We start from the raw sequence: 20,829 nt of genomic DNA on the forward strand, positions 1-20,829 counted from the left end.
CCCGTCAAATTGAAACAATACCCGCTTCCCCTCCACCATTCGCCAATAGACATTCGGAGATCTCGCGGACAGCTGTCTTTTGAGTTTGAAACGGCAGCAGCCTCTCGGCGTCGGCGACGCATTTCCATGCGTATTCGCAATGCAGTGTTCGATCGATCTCGATCGAACTGCTGTCAATTCTTGCAGCTGCTGCCGGAACCATCATCACGCGGTCGCATTCCACGCTGTAGTAGGTTGTCACACGCTGCAGAGGCAATATCGTCGTAGGAGCGAACCCGGTCTTCTTCATAACCTGATCTAAGAAACTCTCGGATATGCTCCTGCCTTCAGCCATCTTTCCGGACACCGCCTGCCACTGACCGGCTAACGCGACGTCGTGCCGTCGCTTCAAGCACAAGAACCGTAATTCGTTTCCGTTCCAAGTATACGGATACACGTCGACGTACAACACGACGGGCATTTTGAATCGCGCGGCGTAGCGTTCGATATCTAGTTTCAAACCTCAACTCCGTTCCTGTTCCGCCGGTCGCCGGCCCGACGAAGCGACCATCCATCCAAACGTAACATTGACTCGCACAGCCTCAAAACGGATGCACGATGAGGCACAACAATAACGGCGACTCTTCTCGCCACAGGTGATTAATGACCTGTTGTTCCAGCTCTGCACCTAGGTCGCTCGTAGCTTCGCCCAACACTGGTATCTGACATCTTCGCAGCAGCCCGCGAGCTATCGCAACGCACTGCGCTTCGCCCGCCGATAACTTAGATCCGTTATGTCAAGCCCCGGGATTTTGTGAAGAGTGTTTTGTCTGACGCCGGTGGTTGCCGGCTCGGATTGGTCGACGGTGGTCTGCTCACCGACGCTCTCGGTCTGAGAGACAGTGCCAGTGATGGTGGTGGTGCCGTCGGTGTCGGTGATGTTGGCGCCTGGTAATGGGGTGTAGGTCTGCTCGCGCTGGGCGGGGGGCCACGTTTGTCGATGGCGAAGTGGGGACGGATGTTGCCCGACCAGTGGCCCGACTCGGCGGTGGCGAACACGGGCGTCGTCGATACCCGCCCAGGGACCATGCTCATCAAGGTAGTGGTGGACACCGGATCGGCTCCGCCTTGTACAGCCAGTATCAAAGCCTCAGCCAGAGCGTCGTCATACGAGTCGCGCTTAGAGTCCACCGGGGCCACAGCGCCACAACCCGATAGGGCCTGCCCGCACTCGGATCGCCCGGAACTGCGCGCCTCGGTCGGAGTGGCGGGCTCAGGCCCTTCAGGTCCGCGCCCTCACACTGCCAGCTGCCAGATGCCCATTTTCAGGGCACCCCTGGGCCAGGTCGGTACGCACGGGCTCACGGGTGGCCTGCCAGGCACTGATCCTAGGGAGCTGAGCGGATCGTCCTGGGCGATTCGGCGCGGCAAGGTGGCCTTGCAGGCCCATGGCCCGTCTCAGTCCCACGAGCGGCCCCGCCAGCCCCAGGCCATGCCGCCAAGTCTCCCCTGGGTCCAGTTCAGCATCGCAGGCATCTTGCGGGCCCCCAGCACACGGCGGCTGTCCTTGCGGGGCGTGCCTGGTTCTCGTTCTTAAGAGCGTCATCACGCACCGCCCTGGCACCAGGAGAAGGGGACTGCGGGCCTTCACCGCCATCCGGGCGGCCCGCTCACGCAGCTCGTCGGGGCACTTCCTCTGAACGCTCCCGGCAGTGATCCTTCCGTGCGTACGTTGCCTCCATCAAACCCGGGACGATTCATATTCAGCCGTCCCGTGAGTTCTTGGTCAGAAGAGGGTGCCGGTGGCCGCAGGCGCCTGCTGTGCTCGCCCTGAACTCGCATCGTCCGACTCCGCTATCCGCCGCGGCGGCTCCCTCTCGGTTGCCTCCTCCATGTTGGGCTCCGTCGCAGCACCAGCCACCCGGGTCCAGCCGGGGCCCGTCGGCACACTGCCGCCCCGCTGATAGGCGGTGGCGGCGGCGCGGGCGCGTTGGTCGGCGGCCTCGTTCAGGGGGTGGCCGACATGCCCGCGTACCCACTCGAAGCGCACCTTGCGTCCGCGCATGGCCGCGTCCAACTGCTTCATGAGGTCGTCGTTGAGGACCGGCTTACCGTCGCCCTTGCGCCAGCCGCGCTTCTTCCAGCCATGAATCCACTTGGTCAGGGAGTTGATGACGTACTGGGAGTCGGCCTGGATGAGCAGTTCCTCGCCTGCCAGGCCCGCCTGCGCCGTCGCATGCAGCAGCTCTAGCACGGCGGTCAGCTCGCCGCGATTATTGGTGGAGTTCTCCCAGCCGCCCGCGGCCCAGCAGTCCTCACCCACATACCAGGCCCAACCGGCCGGACCGGGATTTCCCAGGGCGGAGCCGTCCGCCGCAGCAATGATCGTCATGGGCGCACCCTACCGGCTCGGTCCACCGTCCTCTCTCACCTCACTGCGGCAGGCCGGCCGAATAGGCACCGAGGTACATCGATATGGCGAGTTATCGGCGCAAACATGTGTGCAGGATCAGGGTTCTTCGTTGACTTGGCGGGGAAAAGTAGGAGCCAATTAACAGTGGGGCATGATTCAGCACGCCTCGCACCAACACAGGCCGTGTTTTGCACGACCTCGGGCCGCGTTCCACGACCTTGGTGCCTGTTGCACGACCACCCCGGGGTCGTGGAAAGCGCACCAGGGTCGTGCAGTGTCACCCAGGGTCGTGCAAAGCCACCCCAGTCCCGAGGCCGGACACCACCACCCACACAAAACCCCGGCCGAACGAACCAGCCGGCAGACCACAACACGCCCCAACCACACACATCCGCGCCGACAACCCGACCTCCCCACGACACGCCGACCTAAAGCACCACGTTCACGCCGACAACCCACACTCACACCGACAATCCCCTGTCGACGGTACGGAACCGGCGAAATGAGCGAAGCCCCCGGGACCTTGTGGGTCCCGAGGGCCATCGCCGCAGCGCCGTCCCGCTGCAAAGGACGCGCCACCTGCGAACCCGTCTCAGGGAGGCGGGCGCAGGTGGCGCGTCTTGTGCGGTTAGTGCGTCAGGCGTCGAGGTCGGTCTCGAGGAGGGCCTTGAGCTCCTCCAGGGCGCCGTCGGCGCCATCGGCGTCGGAGGCGAGGGTGACTACGTCGCCGAAGCCGGCACCGAGCGTCATGACGCCCAGGATGGAGGAGGCGTCAACGGGGGCGCCGCCCTCCTTGGCGATGGTGACGGGAACACCCTTCTCGGCGACGGCCTTAACGAAGGTCGCGGCGGGGCGGGCGTGGAGGCCGACCTTGGAGGCGATTGTGGCGGTGACCTGGGCCATATGTACTCCTTAGAGAGAACCGGGATCAGCGCGCGGGATGCAGGGATTGCACCTTTGCGCCGATGCGAACCAGCACGAGGGCTGATGTCAGGCTCACACTACCCGACTTCACCGCTGCGCGGCTGCGAATGTCGCCACGAATACGGCTTGGACCTTCACTCGCTGTGAGCGGAGGTCTCGAACAGCAGATTGACCTGCTCGTTGTAGCCGGTGAGCGTCGACGCCGGGACCCGATCCACCCAGACCGCGTCCACCGCCGGACTCATGATCGCGCTGACGTCGGCACCGAAGTAGGTCAGCGGGAAGAAGAAGGTCTGCCCGCCTTCCTCCAGGTGCACGGTGAAGGCGTCGGTGGACAGCCCGGTCTCCTCGAACACCTCAATGGCCTTCTCAGTGGAGGAGGCGATCGCGGGGAAGACGATCCCGTAGGAGGCGACGATGTCCTGAGCCTCTGCGGTGCCCAGGAAGGCGACCCACTGGGAGGCCAGGTCCACCTTGTCGGAGTCCTTGACGATCGAGTCTCCCAGGCCGTTGAACAGGGAGGCGCGGTTGCCGTTGGGACCGATCGGGGTGGGGGCGATGCCCACGTTGATGTCCAGACCCGCGAAGGTGTTGAACATCCACGCCCCGTGAATCGCCATGGCGATGGACTCCGAACCGAGCTGAATGTCGGTGCTGGTGGCGTCGGAGAAGGCCCCGTTGGGGTTCAGGTAGCCCTTGTCCACCAGCCCGAAGTACCAGTCCAGGGTGCGCTGGAAGTCCTCCTCGTCGTAGCGGTAGTGGGTGCCCCAGGTCTCCTGGTCCGTGTAGTACCAATCCCCCACCGTGGCGGTGAAGGGGCTCCACTGGGTCTGACCGTCATTGGAGCCCGAGTCCTGAATGCCGAGCCCGTAGACGGCCACATGCTTCGGGTCGAAGCCCTCCTCGTCACCGCGCACCCCGTTGCGGTCAACGGTGAGGCGCGCCAGGATCCGCTCGAAGCTGCCGCCGTCCTCCAGGTTCCAGTCGCAGGTCTGGATCTCCTCCTCGGAGATACCGGCATCGGCGAGCATGTCCTGGTTGTAGAACAGCGCCACGGTGTCCCAGTCCTTGGGACAGCCGTACTGGTGTCCGTCCTCGCCCTTCCACAGGTCCAACAGTCCCTCCTGGAAGGCGGACTCGTCGACGTCGGACCACGCGGTTTGCTCGTCCAGCGGCACGAGCACATCGAGGTCCACGAACTGGGCGAATTTGGCAATGTGGTCGACGAACGCGTCCGGGCCGGTGCCGGCGATGAAGCCGGCGGTCAGCTTGGTCCAGTAGTCGCCCCAGCCGATCTGGGTGATGTTGACGGTGATACCCGTCTTCTCCTTGAAGCGGTCCGCGCAGGCCTGATACGCGGGCTCCTGGCTCGCGTCCCACAGCCAGTAGTCGATCGTGTTGGACTTCGTCTGATTGTCACCGCCGGAGCAGGCCGCCAGGGTGAGCGCCCCGGCACCGGCGAGCGCGCCGGTCAGCAGGCCTCGGCGGGTGAGTAGGAGCTTGTTGTTCATCTCGCGTTCCTCACTTGATTCCGGTGAAGCCGATGGAGTTGACGATGCGCTTGGCGGCCACCATGAACAGCAGCAGCATCGGCAGGGCGGCAACGAGCGTGGCGGCCATGAGTCCGGACCAGTCCGTGCCGGAGGTGGGCGCCTGGGACCGGAAGACAGCCACGGCCACGGTAAGCACGCGGGAGGAGTCCGTGTAGGACACCAGCAGGGGCCAGAAGTAGTCGTTCCAGGCGGTGATGTAGGTGATGATCGCCAGGGTGGAGATCGGGGCGCTGGCCATCGGCAGGATCAGCTGGAAGAACACCCGGATCTTGGAGGCGCCGTCGAGCAGGGCGGCCTCCTCCAGCTCTCGGGGGATGTTCATGAAGAACTGGCGCAGGAAGAACACCGCGAACGGCGTCATGAACATGGTCGGCAACGCCACGCCCAGCAGGTTGTCGATGAGTCCGATCTGCTTGACCAGCACGAAGTTGGGCAGCAGCGTGAAGATCGAGGGCACCATCAGGGCCGCCAGGAACAGGGTGAACACCGCGTCCCGGCCGCGCCAGCGCAGGCGGGCGAAGGAGTATGCCGCCATGGCGGAGAAGAACACCTGGCCGGCGGTGACCAGCGTGGCCACGATCACCGAGTTGCGCAGGTAGATCCAGAAGTTCATGGAGGCGCCGGAGCCGCCGTCGGCCAGGGCCTCCTCGGTGGACTGCATGCCGAACACGCGGGCGAAGCCGCGCAGGTTGATGTCCACCGGCAGGATCGATGTGGGGTCGGAGGTGATCCCGGCGTTGGAGGACAGGGCGGTGCGCAGCACCCAGTAGAAGGGCAGGATCGTAATGACGATGATCAGGGCCATGAAGATCCAGGCGATCACCCGCCCCACGGAGATGCCGTTCTTGCGGGTGCGGCGGTTCTCGGCTGCGGGGCTCGCGTCGGGGGCGGTTGTGGTCAAAGCGCTCATGTTTGCTCTCCTCTCAGTCCAGGTCCGTCTCGCCCGCACGGGTCATGCGGTACTGGAGGATGGTGATGGCCGCCAACACGATGAGCAGCCCCACCGCCATGGCGGAGGCGTAGCCGAACTGGAAGCGGCCGAAGGCCATGTCGTAGATGTAGTACTGCAGCACGCGGCTGGCGTTGACCGGCCCACCCTGGGTGGTCACCGAGACGGTGTCGAAGACCTGGAAGGAGCCGATCATCGTCATGATCAGCACGAGGGCCAGGATGGGGCGCAGCAGCGGCACCGTGATCTTCCAGAACATGGTCCACTCGCTGGCGCCGTCCATCTTGCCGGCCTCGTAGACCGTCTCCGGGATTGACTGCAGCCCGGCGAAGATCAGCAGGGCGGTGTAGCCCACGTGCCGCCATACGTTGATCAGGGCAATGGTGGGGATGGCCAGGGCGGAGGAGAAGAAGTTGACGCTCTCCCCGGTGATGGCGGAGATGATCTCGTTGGAGATGCCCAGCGTGTTGTCCAGGATCCACAGCCACAGCATGGCGACGACGACGTTGGACACCAGGTAGGGGGTCAGCACGATCGAGCGCACCAGCGTCGACTGGGTCAGCCGCTGCATGAGCACGGCGATCACCAGTGCGAGGATGGTCTGCAGGCCGATGTTGATCAGCACGTACTCCAGCGTCACCTTGACGGCGTTCCAGAAGATGGAGTCGCCGATCATGCGCTTGTAGTTGCTCAGGCCAATGAACTGTTCCGGGGTCAGCAGGTTGTACTCGGTGAAGGACAGCCAGATGCCCCGGATCAGGGGCCAGATGTAGAAGGCGACCAGGCCGATGCCGGCGGGAATGATGAAGGCGATGCCGAGTAGGCGGTCGTCCTTCGGTTTCCTGCGCAGCGCCGGTCCGGCGGCGGCGGTCGCTGTGGACATGGGCGATACTCCGTTCCTGGCGGGATTTGGATCGGGAAATACGGGTTGGTGGTCAATCGCTCCGGTGCGACGACGCGGCCAGGGTCGGGCGGCGCACCCTTGGGCGCGGAGCGGCTCAGACGGCGGTGACGCGCACGAGCAGCGTGTGGTCGGGATGGATGACGGGCAATGACAGGCCGGTGTTCACCAGGTACGAGCCGGGCAGGACCACCCCCTCGGGGCGGGTCCAGGCGGCCTCGTAGGTGTGGCCCTCGTACAGGGGAGCAGCCAGCTGCACCCGGTAGGTGCGCTGCGGGTCCAGGCCGGGCAGGGGCCGGGGGGCGCCGGGCCAGGTGAGTGCCTGTCCCAGGCTGGTCAGTCCGAACAGGGCGTCGGAGCGATCCGGGGCGACGACGCCCTGAATGCGTACGGCGTCGTCCTCGTCGACGTCGGCGTGGACAACCGTGCCGGCGTGCAGCAGGGGGCGCAGCCGCTTGTGCAGGCCGATCAGCTCCGCCAGGCCCTGCTTGTCGGCGTCGGTGGCGCTCAGCAGATCCCACTCCACGCCCATGTGTCCCCACAGGGCGGTGGCCGCGCGGAAGGAGATGTCCAGGCTGCGCAGTGTGGTGTGGTCGCGCCCGGAGCCGACGTGGGTGCCGATCAGTTCGGGCGGCAGCAGCAGCATGGTGCCGCGGTTGATGTTGGCGCGGTCGTGGGCGTCGTTGCAGTCGGAGGTCCACACGCGCTGGGTGTGCTCGATGATCCCCAGGTCGATGCGGCCCCCGCCGCCGCAGCAGGACTCGATCTCCAGGTTCGGGAAGCGCTCGTGGAGGGCGTCCAGTAGCCGGTAGAGGGCGAGGGTCTGCTCGTGGATGGCCGGGGCGCCGTAGCGGGTCCCGAGTGCGGCATTGGGAGCCATGTGCCCGGCGGCCAGCACCGTGGAGTTGTGGTCCCACTTGATGTAGGCCAGGTCCAGGCGCTCCACCAGGTCGCTGATGGCGCCGAACAGGTAGTCCCAGGCGCCCGGGGCGGTGAGGTCCAGCACCCGCTGGTGGCGGTGCTCGACGGCGCCGCCGGCCCCGTCGGACAGGATCCAGTCGGGATGGGTGCGGGCCAGCTCGGAGTCGCGGTTGATCATCTCCGGCTCGAACCACAGTCCCAGCTCCATGCCCAACTCGCGCACGTGCTGCGCCAGCGGCTCCAGCCCGGTGGGCCAGACCTCCGGGGAGACCTGCCAGTCGCCCAGGCCGGAGGTGTCGTCGCGGCGCGAACCGAACCAGCCGTCGTCGACGACGAAGCGCTCGACGCCGATGGCGGCGGCCTCATCGGCCAGGGCCTTGAGCTTGTCCAGATCGTGGTTGAAGTAGACGGCCTCCCAGATGTTGAGCAGCACCGGTCGCGGGCGGGCCGGGTAGGAGGGCAGGGCCCGCACGTGGGCGTGCGCCCGGGCGGCGAGCGCGTCCAGGCCCTCCCCCCAGGAGCCGACCACCCACGGGCTGGTGTAGCTCTGGCCGGGGCCGAGCACAATCTCACCGGGGTGGAGCAGCTCCCCGGCCCCCAGCAGCCGGTAACCCTGGGCGGGGTGGGCGGCCAGGGCGCGGGTGTTGCCGGACCAGGCGAGGTGTACGGCGTGGACGCGGCCGCGGCGCCAGCCGAAGCCGGCGGTGCCGGCGACCAGCCAGGTGACGGCGTCGTGACCGGTGCGGCCCTCCCAGGACTCGCGCAGGCGGGTGCCGGGGGTGAAGGGGGTGCGCACCGGTTGCCGTTCGAAGGCGTGGTGGCCGGTGAAGTCGAGCAGCTCGGTGGCGTCGGCGGGCACCGGCAGGAGCGGGGTGAGTTCGTCGACCTCCAGGGGTGCGGCGTCGGGGCCGGCCGCGTCGGCGACCTCGGCGCGCAGGCGCACCAGGCCGGATGGCTCCAGACGCAACACGGTGGTCAGGACGATGCTGTGGACCGGGTCGGTGGCGGTGGAGGTGACCTGATCGGCCTGGCCGCCGGGGGCCGCGACCGTCTCGACCGTGTGGGTGACGTTCTCGGGGTGGACGGAGAAGGCCGAGCCGTCGGCGCGGTGCAGCAGAACGGCGGGACGCGCGGACCAGCCCAGGTGTGGCAGCGGCAGCACGGGAAGATCCGGGGTGGTCCAGGTCTGGTTGGAGCCGGTGGCCGTGTTCTGGGCGATGCCGACGTCGGCGAGGGCCGCGCCATCGAGCTCGCCCAGGTCCTCGCCCCAGTGCCGCACGACCGGGTGCCGGTCGGGCATCAGGTCCAGGACCAGTGAGGTGCCGGCCCGGCGCAGGTGGACGGTACGAGAGTGGGACACGGGGTCTCCTTCGACTTATGTGGGATCTGCGGCTGGGATTGCGGGCTGTTCCCCGCGGGTCCGGCCGCCGCGGCGCGGCCGGGCTGTTGCACAGCGATTATTTTCTAGTCGAAGAAATGCGTGACGTCAACCACCGGCACCACCACACTTGGGCCACCCGCGCCCGGCTCGATCCTTGCCCGCTTTCAGCCCCTCCCCGGCGGACTGCTGGCCAAACCGGCGATCATGCGCCACGATCGCTTCATGACGCCGGCCCCCTCACCCGCCCCGCCCGAGATTCCCCCGCTCGGAACCAGCCCGGTACGCGCCGTGCTGCTCGACGCCGACGGCGTTTTGCAGCTGATCGGCACACCCTGGGATCAGGCGCTGACCAATGGCGGCGGGGAGCGCTTCTGCCGTCGCCTGCTCGCCGAGGAGGGCCCCGCTCTGAGAGGAGACGAGGATCTGCGCACCCTGCTTGAGCGGCTGGTAGACGAGTTACGGCTCGGCGCGAGCGTGGAAGAACTGCTCGACCTGTGGTGGCGGGCCACGCCGGACCCGGCCGCCTGGCAGGCGGTCCGCGAGCTGCGGGCCGCCGGCTACACCACGGTGCTGGCCACCAACCAGCAGCACGAGCGTCGCGCCTGGATGCGCTCGGTACTCGGGTACGACGGTCTGTGCGACGTGGATGCCTACTCCTGCACGCTCGGCGTGGCCAAGCCCAGCGCCGAGTACTTCCGCACGGTGCTGGACCTGGTTGGCGTGGCTCCGCAGGAGGCGCTGTTCGTGGACGACAGCGCGGCCAATGTGTCCGCGGCGGCGACGCTCGGCATACGCACGGTGCACCACCCGGCGGACGCGGGCGGGGACCTGCTGCGCCAGGAGATCGTCGCCGTGCTCGACGGCACCACGGTGGCCTGAGTCGCCTCCACCGGGTAATACGGCGCCCTGTCGCCTCCTCGGTCAAGGTTGAACGCAGCCGGCCGGGGCCGCCTCAGCGCTCTCCTCCTGCGGGAGGAGGGGCACCAGGTTTTCCTCATACTTTCGGAATCTAGAGTTCATCCGTACGGACTTGCCAGGCGTCGACGGCGGTACAAAACTCAAGCCTGTGAGCGCGGCGGAGGCGGCGCCCGGAAGGATCACCATGACGAGCATTACGACGTCCGGAAATGTGCGGGAGCAGCGTCAATCCTCTGCCGCGGCCCGGACGTCGGATGCCATGAGGGCCACAGCCGCCGCCCGTCGTCGTTTCGATGCTCGCCTGCAGGATCCGGCGCGGCGTGCTCCGCGCGTGTTCCGGCACCTCATCGACCGCATTCACCGGCTGCTGCCGGGGTTCCTGCGCCGCCGAGTGCCGGTGACCTTCATCGGCTACGCGCTCATCAACGGCTCCGGATTCGTCATCGACATCAGCTTCCTGACGCTGTTCTACGAGCAACTGCACTGGTTCTACCCCCTGGCCGTCACCGTGGGCTATGCGATCGCGGGCGTGTACTCACTGCTGCTCAACCGCTGGCTGAACTTCCAGTCGCACGGCTCGCTGGTCTCACAGGGGTCGCGCTACGCCGTCGGCCTGGTCTCCCAGTACGTGATCTTCATTCTGGGCCTGTCCAGCCTGCTGCACCTGGTGGGGGTGAACGCGGAGCTGGCGCGGCTGATCTCGGCCTGCTGCGAGGGGATCTACCTGTACGCACTGATGCGCCTGTGGGTGTTCCGCGGCACGCCCGAACCCGCCGGCGAAGCCGCCTGAGCCCGCCCGCGTAAGCGCGGACGGGAGCGCCCGCAGGCCCGCCCGCCGTCGCCGCCCGTGCCCGTCGCTTACCCGCCGTTCACCAGCAGGCGCGCGTGGTCTCCGTGGGCCCGTCCAGCTCGGTGAAACCCGCATCCACCACCGACACCGGCCGCGGACGGTTCCGCCAAGACGCCTCCGACGGGAAGACGACGCGTACCCGGTAGCCCTGCGCGGCCCAGCGCTCCCGCAGGTCGGCGGGCAGCTGCGGGCTCTCCCAGGCGAGCTGGGCGGCGTGGGCGACCTGCGCGCACAGCTTCCCACTGGTCATCTCCTCCAGCGGAGTGACCTCCACCGTCACCAGGGCCTGCTGCGACACCGAGTCACTGGTGAGCACGATCCCGCGGGCGGCGTCGGGGTCCTTGGCGACGGCGGCCGTGATCGCGGCCGGCGGCGGAGGCAGCTCGCCCCCGTGCGGGAAGTGGGTGCCCTCCACCTGGGTCTTGGCCAGCGCGGGCGGCAGTGGGCGGACGGGCCCGGGCACGATCGCGCGCGCCTCGGCCCTCCCCCAGCCGGCCGGTCCGTCCTGGGCGACGGTGACGCCCGGCAGCTCCTGAATCTCATCCCAGCGTCGACCGCGAGCGCGGCGCACCAACTTGCGGATGCGCCCGTCGCGCCAGTACTCCACGGCGTCGTGCCAGGGGCCGCCGGGGGCGGACTCGGGGGCGGCTAGCAGGGCCACGACGGCGCGGGCGCTGGCCTCCGCAACGTCGATGCGGCGGGGCGGGTGGACCTTGTCGTAGTGGACGGCGATTTGCATGGCCCAGGGAATGGGGTGGTCGGCGTGAGCGGATGGGGAGGGCGAATCGGCCGCACCGGGGACGTTTTGCGGGGACAATGGCTGCATGCGTCACATTATCTGGGACATGGGCGGCACCCTGGTAGACACCTACCCGGAGGTCGACCGGGTGCTGTGCGAGGCGGCCTTCGGCGACGCCGACCCCGCCCACCTGCATCACGTGACCGAACTGACCCGTCACTCCATCGCCCATGCGATCGCCACGCTCAGCGAGGAGCAGCGCCTCGATCCCCACGGGCTGGAAGAGGCATACGACGATCTGAAGGAGCGGTGGCACACGCAACCGGCGCCGGTCATGGACGGGGCGCGGGAAGTGATGGCGCGCGTGCGGTCCCTGGGCGGGTTGAACCTGCTGGCCACACACCGGGACCGCGACTCCGCCACCGCCCTGCTGCAGGGGCTGCACTTGAAGATGGATGACATCGTCTGTGCCCCGGACGGGGTGGCCCGCAAGCCCAGCCCGGACATGAACCTGCTGCTGGCCGAGCGCCACCGGCTCGACCCGGCGGAGGTGCTGTGCGTCGGCGACCGACCGATCGACGTGGTGGCCGCCCGGGGGGCGGGTATGCCCGCGGCGCTGCTGGTGCGCCCGGGGACGTCGGTGACTCTGCCGGATGATGCTCCCGGAGCGCTGGTCGTCGCCAGCCTGCGGGACCTGCTCCCCCTGCTGGACTGAGCCCCCGGCCCAAGGGGCTTGCCCTCGGACTCCGCCCCCGTCGCTTAGACCGTCGTGCCCGGCAGGCGCATCAGCAGGGCGTCGCCGTCGAAGACGAGGCCCGCATAGCCGTCCACGTGGGCGGCCTCCTGGAAGCCGGCGGCAAGGTGAGCGGCGACGGAGGCGTGGTTGGCGGTCTCGACAACACTGAACAGGTCCTCCGCCGGATCGATCTCCTGCACGGCGGCGCCCACCGCGGCCAGCAGGGCACGGCCGATGCCGCGGCTGCGGGCGCCGGGATCGACGATCAGACCGGAAACCATCCAGCGCTCCGGGCGGTCATTCTCCAAGTCTGCGGGCAGGACGAAAGCACCGGACAGGGCGACCGGGGCGGCCGTGTCATCAACTTCGGCCGCGTGGGCTACCGCATCGACCTCGGCCGACCGTGCGGCCGCGCCTCCGGCCCCGGTGGGCTCGGCGTCGTCGGCGGGGAGGGAGGCCAGCAGCAGCACCGGTAGGGCGGCAATCATGCGCGGCGCCTGTTCCAGCGCCTCCTCCACGGTGATCCCGCGCAGGGCCAGCAGGCGGGCAACCCGCGCCTCGTCGTCGGGACGGGCTGGGCGAATGGTCACGCCCGACGGCGCCGCGGTCATGCTCGTTCTCCCTCTGCGTCGGCGGGGTCGGTCGGCGGGCTACCCGCCTGCCCGTCGTATGAAGCCAGTTCCACGAGGTTGCCGTCCGGGTCGCGCAGGTAGACGCTGTGCATGGGGCCCCGGGCTCCGGAGCGGGCGACCGGGCCGAGCTCGATCTCGGTTCCCGTCCGGGCCAGGTGCGCGACGACGTCGTCGAGCGGTGCGTCGACGACCAGGCACAGGTCGGCGCTGCCAACGGTGGGGGCGGCGGCCTCGGGGGTGAGGCGCCCGTCGGCGGGACGCAGGTTGAGTTTCTGGCTCCCCAGCCGCAGTGCGACCCGGCCGCCGTCGAAGGTGAAGGTCTCCAGGCCGAGTACGCGCGTGTAGAAGTCGACCGCGGCGGGGACCGAGGCGACGGTGAGTACGAGGTGGTCGATGCCGGTGACGCGCATGGGAGCCATCATGCACCCGTGGGCCCCGGCGCCGCCTGTACGACGACGCCGGGGCCCACGCAGTGGCCGACAACCCGGGCGGTTCATCCCGAGCCGCTTACCGGGCTCCCGCTACGAGGCCCGCCCCAGCGGGTGAGTTCCGGGGTGCCGGGAGACGGCCCGCACCTCGTGCCGGGGAGTGTGCGGCCCGCTCGCGGCCCAGTCGGCGCGCGGATGCGGCGGGTTGACCAGGATGGCGTCACCGGTGGCGTGGTCGGGCTCCAGCTGCCAGCTGGGCCGGCGCAGCGCGTAGAAGATCAGCGGCGGCACCCCCAGCCCCACGATCACCAGCCCCACCACCAGGGCGTAGCCGACGGTGCTCAGTCCGGTGAAACCGGACGGACGCACGAAGGACAGCACGAAGGCAACCGCACAGGCCACGAAGCCGACGCCGGCCACCAGCCCCATCGCGGGTGTGCGATAGGTGCGCTGCACCTGCGGGCGGGTGGCGCGCAGGCGCAGGGCGGCGGCGAACAGCATCATGTACATGATCAGGTACAGGGCGGCGGCCATGTCGATCAGCGTGACGAAGGCGGTGTTGCCGTTGGGGATCACCACGAACAGCAGCGCCAGGATCGTCACGATGACGCCCTGCAGCAGCAGGATCGAGCGCTGCACGCCGGCGCCGTTGCGCCGCTGTAGCGCCGGAGGCAGCAGACCGGTGCGGGCGGCGGCGAGCAGACCCTTGGACGGGCCGGCGATCCAGGTGACAACGGAGGCGAAGGCACCCAGCGCGATCAGCAGCGAGATCACCGGTGTGCCCCAGGCCAGGTGCCAGTGGTCGAAGAAGGTCTTGAAGGCCAGGTTGATGCCGTCGACTACTCCGAGGCTGGCCTTGGGCACGGCGACCGCGATCGCCAGGGTCGGCAGGATAAAGATCGCCAGGATCACCACCGCCGAGATCAGGACGGTGCGCGGATAGCCGCGGCCGGGGTCGGCCAGGTCGTTGGCATGCACCGCGTTGACCTCCATGCCCGCGTAGGCGAGCACGTTGGACACGATCAGCACGATGGAGGCCAGGCCCGTCCAGGGCGGCAGGATCGCCGACGTCGTCAGCTCCGTCTGGGAGGGCGTGCCGGAGATCAGCCAGGCGGCGCCGAAGATGATCAGCAGCGCGGCCGGGAAGAGCGTGCCGATGATGCCGCTCCACGAACCGACCTTGGCGAACAGGTTGCCGCCGGCCAGGGTGATGAGGGTGGATACCCAGTACAGGACGATGATGACACCGGCCACGTACACGCCATTGTTCGCCAGCGTGCCACGGCCCAGCACGTAGGACAGGCTCACGGCGATGAAGGCGATTTGAGTGGGGTACCAGACCACGTTCTGCACCCATTGCAGCCAGATGGCCACGAAGCCCCAGCGCTCCCCGAAGGCCTCGCGCACCCAGATGAACACGCCGCCCTTCCAGCCGGTGGCCAGCTCCGCGGCCACCAGCGCCGTCGGCACCATGAACAGCACCGCCGGGATGATGTACAGCACCACCGAGGGCAGGCCGTAGCCGGCCATGGCGGGCAGGGAGCGCAGCGAGGCCACGGCCACCACCGTGAGCATGGCCAGGTTGAATACGCTCATTGAGGCGGGCGGGCGGACCGCGTCCTGGCTCGGCCCGACGGCGGCGGGTGCGGCAGGAGCGGCAGCCCCGGGCGCGGGCGCGGGCAGGTCCCCGAGCGTCCCGGCGGGTGGGTGGCCGGAGCGGGCACCGCGAAAGGCGGATGTGCCAGACGAGGCGGGTGCGTTAGCGGTGCTGGCGCGAGCGCCGTCGTCGGGGAAGGAGGTTCCGGCAGCACTGCCGGTGGTTTTGACGGACATTTCGACCCCTCAGTGGTGGAAGGCGGTGGGGCGGTTCGACTCGTGGGGCAGCGGCCCGTCGAGCCGGTCGAGGTAGGCGACCTCGGCGCGCATGTCCTCCAGGAGGGCGTCGGCCATGTCGTGGCTGAGCCCGTTGCGGACGACGATCCGCTGCACGGTGACGTCGGTGAGGTCATCGGGCATCGGGTAGGCGGGGACCAGCCAGCCCTTCATGCGCAGCCGGTCGGACAGGTCGTACAGGTTCCACTTGTCGGCGTGGTCGGCGCGCAGCCGCCACGCGAACACGGGGATGTCCGAACCGTCGTTCCACAGTTCGAAGGGCCCCATGGCGGCGACCTGGTCGGCCAGGTAGCGGGCGACGTCGCGGCTGTTGGACTGCACCCGGCGGTAGCCGTCGAAGCCGAGCCGCAGGAACATGTAGTACTGCAGCAGCACCTGGGCGCCGGGGCGGGAGAAGTTGAGCGCGAAGGTGGGCATCTGCCCGCCGAGGTAGGAGACCTCGAAGATCAGCTCCTCGGGGAGGGCGGCCTCCTCGCGCCACACCACCCAACCGATGCCGGGGTAGACCAGACCGTACTTGTGGCCAGAGGTGGAGATGGAGGCCACCCGGTCGATGCGGAAGTCCCACTCCAGTTCCGGCTGGATGAAGGGGGCGATCATGGCCCCGGAGGCGCCGTCGACGTGGATCGGGATGTCCAGGCCGGTGCGCTCTTGGATGGCATCCAACGCCTGGGCGATCTTCGCGACCGGCTCGTACATGCCGGTGTAGGTCACCCCCATGATGGCCACGACGCCGATGGTGTTCTCGTCGACGTAGTCCTCCAGCCGGTAGCCGTCCAGGACCTTGTGCTCCTCGGTGATGGGCACGTACCGGGGCTCGACGTCGAAGTAGTTGCAGAACTTCTCCCAGCACACCTGCACGGCGCTGGACATGATCAGGTTCGGCCGGTCGGTGGGCTTGCCGGCGGCGCGGCGGGCGTTGCGCCAGCGGCGCTTGAGCGCCAACCCGCCCAGCATGCAGGCCTCCGAGGAGCCGATGGTCGAGGTGCCGATGGCGCGGCGCGGGTCCGGCGCGTGCCACAGGTCCGCGAGCATGGTCCAGCAGCGGGTCTCAATCTCCGCGGTGCGCGGGTACTCGTCCTTGTCGATCATGTTCTTGTCGGCCGCCTCCAGGTACAGGCGGTTGGCGCGTTCGTCCATCCAGGTGCCGACGAAGGTGGCGAGGTTGAGCCGGGCGTTGCCGTCCAGCATCGCCTCGTCGTGGACCACCTGGTAGGCGGTCTCGGGCAGCGCCTCCCCGCTGGGGAAGCGGAACTTCGGCAGGTCATAGGCCTCGCCGGGGCGGGCGAACAGCGGGTTGAGTTCACTGCTGCCCGGATCCGGGGCGGAAGAACCGTCGAATACTGGCCGTGACATGTCGGATTCTCCTTTCGGTTGGCAACGATTGACATAGGAATATCACCACGCCGTGCTTGCTACCACACACACCAGACAATAAGGCCGCATTTGCAATTTACCACGGATATTCCTCCCAGCTTTCCGAAACAATTGCTACACCTGCCAGCATTCTTCAAGCTTTTCTTTATAGCCGGCGTCACCAGGAGCCACTTGAAAAGCACCAGAAAGCAGGCTGGAAATAGTCGTACAAATTCATGCAAGCGCGCAGGCACGCCGCGTGCACCCGCAAATTGAACAGCACCTGAAAGCATCCGCGGAAAAGCCTGAACCGGCCGCCTGATTTGCGTCCACACGGACTGCGACAAGACGGGCTCATCGCGCTTGAACGTGTAATGGAGGCTGCCGAGGAGAGAGGAAGAAGCCTGAACTACGGGTCGGCACCCGGAGAAGCCGAGGCCGCTGGCCGACCTCGAATAGGAGCGGGCGGAGAGTGCTACTCGCCGCCGAGGAGTTCGCGAACCTCCTGGGCGGTCAGGCGGGCGCGGCTCGCCGCCGCACCGGGGTGAGCCGCTCCCCCGCCGACAGGCCCGTCGGCTACCCCGCCCGCGGCGTCGTCGGCGGAGCCCTCCACCACGCGGTCAAAGAGCTCGGCCTTCTTCTCCTTCAGGTCCATGACCTTCTCCTCGATAGTCCCGGCGGAAACGAGCCGGTAGACCATGACGGGCCGGTCCTGGCCGATGCGGTGGGTGCGATCCACCGCCTGCTCCTCGGCCTGCGGGTTCCACCACGGATCCAGCAGGAACACGTAGTCGGCCTCCGTCAGCGTCAGCCCGAAGCCACCGGCCTTCAGCGAGATGAGGAAGACGTCGGCGTCCCCGGCCCGGAAGGCGTCGATGACCTGTTGCCGGTTGGTGGTTGTGCCGTCAAGGTAGGCGGTGCGCATGCCGGCGGCCTCAAGTACCTCGCGCACCCCACTCAGGTAGCGGGTGAACTGGCTGAACACCAGGGCGCGGTGTCCCTCCGCGACCACCGGCTGCAGCGTCTCCAAAAGCACCTCGACCTTGGCCGTGGGCTTGTGCGTGGCCCTGCCCCGCTTCCCTGCCTGGGAGCCTCCGGCGTCGGGCCCCTCAACCAGAGCCGGGTCGAGCGCCATCTGCCGCAGGATCGTCAGTGATTTCAAGGCGGTGAATCGAGACTGGGCGGTGTCCTCCTCCAGCAGCCCCAGTACCTTCTGCCGTTCACGCGCGAGCCGCCGGTCGTAGGCACGCCGGTGTGCCGGCGGCAATTCCACCGCCAGGATCTGCTCGTTCTTGGCGGGCAGGTCGGCGGCGACGTCCTCCTTGGTGCGGCGCAGCATGAACGGGTGGATACGAGCGCGCAGCGCCGCCAGGGCGGCGTCGTCCCCATGCTCGATGGGCCGCCGGTACAGCTCGGTGAAGCGGTCCGGGCCGGGCAGCAGCCCGGGCGCGGTGATGGACAGCAGGCTCCACAGGTCCATCAGCGAGTTCTCCAGCGGCGTGCCGGTGATCGCCACCATCGACGGCGTGCGCAGGCGCCGCACGGCCTTGTAGGTGACCGCATTGTGGTTCTTGACGAATTGGGCCTCATCGAGCACTACCCACGCCCAGTCGACGGCGGTGAAGTCCTCCTCCTCGATCCGGGCGATGGTGTAGCTGGTGACCACCAGGTCGGCGCCGGAGCGGATTGCTTCCAGGTCCTCCCCCCGCTTGCCGCGGGTGCGGGTGACGGTGCGCACCCTTAGCTCGGGACAGAAACGGGCGGCCTGTTCCGCCCAGGCGCCGACGACGCTCGTGGGGGCGACCACCAGCACCGGGCAGTCCTCGTGCATCCCGGGCCGCTGAGAGGCTGCCTCGGCCACGGTCCCGTCCGGGGCCGCCCCGGCGCCCGTCCTGCGCTGCTCCATCACGCGTTGGACGACGGCGAGCACCTGGACGGTCTTTCCCAGCCCCATGTCGTCGGCGAGGACGCCGCCGAGCCCGGTGGACTGCAGCAGGGCGAGCCAGCGGTAGCCCTCCAGCTGGTAGGGCCGCAGCTCGGCTTGCAGTCCCGCGGGCGCCGGCGCATCCACGATGCCGGCGGAGCTTTGTCCGTTGGCGTCGCCCGCCGCGGCACCGGCAACGCCGTCCCCCTCGGCGCCGTCGACCGTGGCCGTCACCGCCAGGAGCCGTTCGACGCCTTCGCGCCAGCGCCGAGTCGCCTCGCCGATAACGCCCAGCTGCTCCAGTTCGGCGTACAGGCCCGCCTGGAAGGGCGTGACCGACAGGTCGCCGGCGCTGCGGGAGCGCGGGTCGCGCAGGTCGCGGCCCTCCTCCATGAGCCGGGCCAGGCGCACGATCTCGGGACGGTTGGCGAGGTTGATCCACTTGCCGGAGTCGAGCAGTACCTCGTCCGCGCCGGTGGCGACCGCTGTCATCAGCCGCTCGATGGGCGCGTCCTCGTCACCGACCTTCACGCGCACCCGCAGGGAGAACCAGTCCGGCCGATCGTCGTCGTCCTCGACGTCGGTGGTGATCAGCGGGACGTCCTCGGCCTCCCGGTAGTCGGGCACCTGCCCGTCCACCTCGACGACGACGCCGTCGATCGCCTCCAGCGCGGGCACGGCCAGGGTGATGAGGCGGGCGGTGTCCATGCCGGTGAAGCGGCCGGGCTGCCACAGCGGGCCGTGGGTGGGGGCCAGCGGCGTACAGGCGTCGATGATGCGGCGGGCCAGGCGGTCCTCGGCCTGGGCGTCGCGCGCCGAGGGGGCCTGCCGGGATTGGCTTCCAGAGCCCGTGCCGCTCACCGCGGCCGCGCCGTCGTAGCCCGTCTGTGCAGCGCCGGTGGAGCGGTCCCAGTCCGGAGGCGCGGACCCGATGACGAGTTCCGCCAGACTGCCGATGGAGACCTCGCCGCGACTGGCGCCGGACGCCGTCTCGTAGCGAATGGACCAGGAGATCTCGGCGCGGTGTTTGGAGGCGTCCATGCTCACGTGGAGCACGGCGACGGGTGTGCCCAGGTCCGGCACGGTCAGGGTGGGATCGAGGGCGACGATGGGCACGGCCGCGGCGAGCCTCCCCAGGTGGTCATGCTCGAAGCGGTCCACGTCCGCGGCGGGAATGGTGAGGTGCTCGTTGCGCGCCAGTACCCGCCCCAGCACCTCATCCGGGGGTGGCTCCAGCGGCATCAGGTTGAGGGCGCCGTCGGCACCCGTGAGCGCATAGGCGTGGGTGGGGTTGCCCAGCGGCCGGTTCTCAGCGGTATGTCCCTCGCCGAGGGTGAGCCCCTCGACGCCGTCGAGGTCCAATGCGGGGGCGATCAGGGCGGTGCCGTCGGGCTGACGGGTGACTGCGAGGCCGGCGCGCAGGCCGGACAGGATGCGTACCGGGTTGCCGCCGTGCTGGGCCGTCGTCAGCGTCACCCCGGCGGCGACGGCGCGCCGCAGCGCATCCCAGACGCGGGCCGGCAGCGCGCCCAGATCGATGACGGAGTTGCTGTAGTAGAAGTCGCCGTAGGGGTCCATGACCGCCAACTCGGTCAGGGCGGCCAGTACATCCGGAGCCACCTCACCGGTCAGATCCCCGTTCGTGAGGCCGCGCCAGGAGATGCCCTGCTTGACCCAGCCGCGCTTGCCGGCGATCAGCGGGCGCAGGTGCAGGCGGCCCGGCCGGGCGGATCCGGATCCGAAGCGGCCAGTGCGGCGGGAGCCGGCGCCGTGCTGAGCAGCGGAGGTGTCTACCACCTCAATGGCGACGGCCCGGCGTGCGGTCTGGCGCGTGTGCAGCAGTTGGGCCAGGCGGCGTTCCCAATCGGCGTCGCCGGGCGGGGCGGAGGCTGCATGCGCCAGGTGGCGGGCGGTCAGCACCAGGGCGGCCGTGTGCTTGCAGTTCCCGCCCACCGGGCAGGAGCAGGTGCCAGACCAGTTCACGCGCTCACCGGCGATGCGGGCATAGACCATGGTCTGATAAATCCGCCCCTGCGCGCCGCGCACCGCGGCGGCAAGAATCTCGCCATTGCCCGAGAGGGAGAGGTTGGCTACCCGCCCCTGCTCCGCGTAGTGGCGTCCGCGGCCGAAGGCCGGCGCACCGACCACGGCCGCGATCTCGGCGTCGGCTATCCGTGCCGGCCAATCCTCGGGCGTGATCTCTCGGGCCATGCCCCCACCATACGGGCGGGGTCCGACACGTTTCGAACCGACTCAGCGCAATGGCGGGCCGCGCAGAAGCACGAACCTCCGAGTCCCTCAGCCCCGCCGTGCTACCACCCGCCGTCCTCCT

At 68.7% G+C, this 20,829-nt stretch carries 16 protein-coding genes; 3 read left to right on the forward strand and 13 right to left on the reverse strand.

Annotation, left to right across the window (positions count from 1 at the left end; translation table 11 throughout):
- Window positions 1–4: 4 nt before the first annotated feature.
- The 7 genes from BN1056_RS13930 to BN1056_RS13960 form a co-directional block, all read right to left on the reverse strand.
- The gene (locus tag BN1056_RS13930; protein ID WP_210582213.1) at window positions 5–499 is read right to left on the reverse strand and encodes an NUDIX hydrolase; all 495 of its coding nucleotides are present in this window, start codon (window positions 497–499) and stop codon (window positions 5–7) included.
- A gap of 1,266 nt (window positions 500–1,765) precedes the next feature.
- On the reverse strand, window positions 1,766–2,371 hold the full coding sequence (locus BN1056_RS13935) for a ribonuclease H family protein (protein WP_210582216.1): 606 nt from the start codon (window positions 2,369–2,371) through the stop codon (window positions 1,766–1,768).
- A gap of 657 nt (window positions 2,372–3,028) precedes the next feature.
- Window positions 3,029–3,295 (reverse strand): HPr family phosphocarrier protein, encoded by a 267-nt coding sequence (locus BN1056_RS13940; protein WP_073328472.1) that lies wholly within the window; start codon window positions 3,293–3,295, stop codon window positions 3,029–3,031.
- Window positions 3,296–3,450: 155 nt separating this feature from the next.
- Window positions 3,451–4,827, reverse strand: coding sequence for an ABC transporter substrate-binding protein (locus BN1056_RS13945; protein WP_210582218.1), 1,377 nt, complete (start codon window positions 4,825–4,827; stop codon window positions 3,451–3,453).
- A gap of 10 nt (window positions 4,828–4,837) precedes the next feature.
- The gene (locus BN1056_RS13950; RefSeq protein ID WP_210582220.1) at window positions 4,838–5,779 is read right to left on the reverse strand and encodes a carbohydrate ABC transporter permease; all 942 of its coding nucleotides are present in this window, start codon (window positions 5,777–5,779) and stop codon (window positions 4,838–4,840) included.
- A 13-nt stretch (window positions 5,780–5,792) separates the two neighbouring features.
- Entirely contained in the window at window positions 5,793–6,701 is a 909-nt protein-coding gene (locus BN1056_RS13955) for a carbohydrate ABC transporter permease (protein ID WP_210582222.1), read from the reverse strand.
- A gap of 115 nt (window positions 6,702–6,816) precedes the next feature.
- On the reverse strand, window positions 6,817–9,000 hold the full coding sequence (locus BN1056_RS13960) for an alpha-galactosidase (RefSeq protein WP_244671740.1): 2,184 nt from the start codon (window positions 8,998–9,000) through the stop codon (window positions 6,817–6,819).
- Between the two features lie 243 nt (window positions 9,001–9,243).
- On the opposite strand from BN1056_RS13960, the gene BN1056_RS13965 reads away from it, so the two are divergent.
- Together BN1056_RS13965 and BN1056_RS13970 are read left to right on the forward strand one after the other, a co-directional pair.
- Window positions 9,244–9,900: an HAD-IA family hydrolase gene (locus tag BN1056_RS13965; protein WP_210582379.1), complete on the forward strand. Its 657-nt coding sequence runs from the start codon at window positions 9,244–9,246 to the stop codon at window positions 9,898–9,900.
- Window positions 9,901–10,198: 298 nt separating this feature from the next.
- The gene (locus tag BN1056_RS13970; RefSeq protein WP_210582224.1) at window positions 10,199–10,729 is read left to right on the forward strand and encodes a GtrA family protein; all 531 of its coding nucleotides are present in this window, start codon (window positions 10,199–10,201) and stop codon (window positions 10,727–10,729) included.
- A gap of 79 nt (window positions 10,730–10,808) precedes the next feature.
- Here BN1056_RS13970 and BN1056_RS13975 read toward each other — a convergent pair whose 3' ends face one another.
- The gene (locus tag BN1056_RS13975; protein ID WP_210582381.1) at window positions 10,809–11,528 is read right to left on the reverse strand and encodes an aminoacyl-tRNA hydrolase; all 720 of its coding nucleotides are present in this window, start codon (window positions 11,526–11,528) and stop codon (window positions 10,809–10,811) included.
- An 85-nt stretch (window positions 11,529–11,613) separates the two neighbouring features.
- Between BN1056_RS13975 and BN1056_RS13980 the strand changes: the two genes are divergently transcribed.
- A complete protein-coding gene (locus BN1056_RS13980) occupies window positions 11,614–12,243 on the forward strand; it encodes an HAD-IA family hydrolase (protein ID WP_210582227.1) in 630 nt (209 codons plus the stop codon).
- Between the two features lie 44 nt (window positions 12,244–12,287).
- Here BN1056_RS13980 and BN1056_RS13985 read toward each other — a convergent pair whose 3' ends face one another.
- The 5 genes from BN1056_RS13985 to BN1056_RS14005 form a co-directional block, all read right to left on the reverse strand.
- A complete protein-coding gene (locus tag BN1056_RS13985; protein ID WP_210582229.1) occupies window positions 12,288–12,875 on the reverse strand; it encodes a GNAT family N-acetyltransferase in 588 nt (195 codons plus the stop codon).
- Window positions 12,872–13,306 carry a VOC family protein gene (locus BN1056_RS13990; RefSeq protein WP_210582231.1) on the reverse strand — a complete coding sequence of 145 codons (435 nt, stop codon included), beginning with the start codon at window positions 13,304–13,306 and terminating at the stop codon, window positions 12,872–12,874. Before BN1056_RS13990 ends, BN1056_RS13985 begins: the two co-directional genes overlap by 4 nt.
- A 111-nt stretch (window positions 13,307–13,417) precedes the next feature.
- Window positions 13,418–15,157, reverse strand: coding sequence for a glutamate/gamma-aminobutyrate antiporter GadC (gadC, locus tag BN1056_RS13995; RefSeq protein ID WP_210582234.1), 1,740 nt, complete (start codon window positions 15,155–15,157; stop codon window positions 13,418–13,420).
- A gap of 9 nt (window positions 15,158–15,166) precedes the next feature.
- Complete coding sequence (gene gad, locus BN1056_RS14000) at window positions 15,167–16,573, reverse strand: glutamate decarboxylase (RefSeq protein ID WP_108968302.1); 1,407 nt, start codon at window positions 16,571–16,573, stop codon at window positions 15,167–15,169.
- 475 nt (window positions 16,574–17,048) lie between these two features.
- Window positions 17,049–20,708: a DEAD/DEAH box helicase gene (locus BN1056_RS14005; RefSeq protein WP_210582237.1), complete on the reverse strand. Its 3,660-nt coding sequence runs from the start codon at window positions 20,706–20,708 to the stop codon at window positions 17,049–17,051.
- Between the last annotated feature and the right edge of the window lie 121 nt (window positions 20,709–20,829).

The organism is Actinomyces succiniciruminis (assembly GCF_900002405.1).
Taxonomy (GTDB): Bacteria; Actinomycetota; Actinomycetes; order Actinomycetales; family Actinomycetaceae; genus Actinomyces; species Actinomyces succiniciruminis.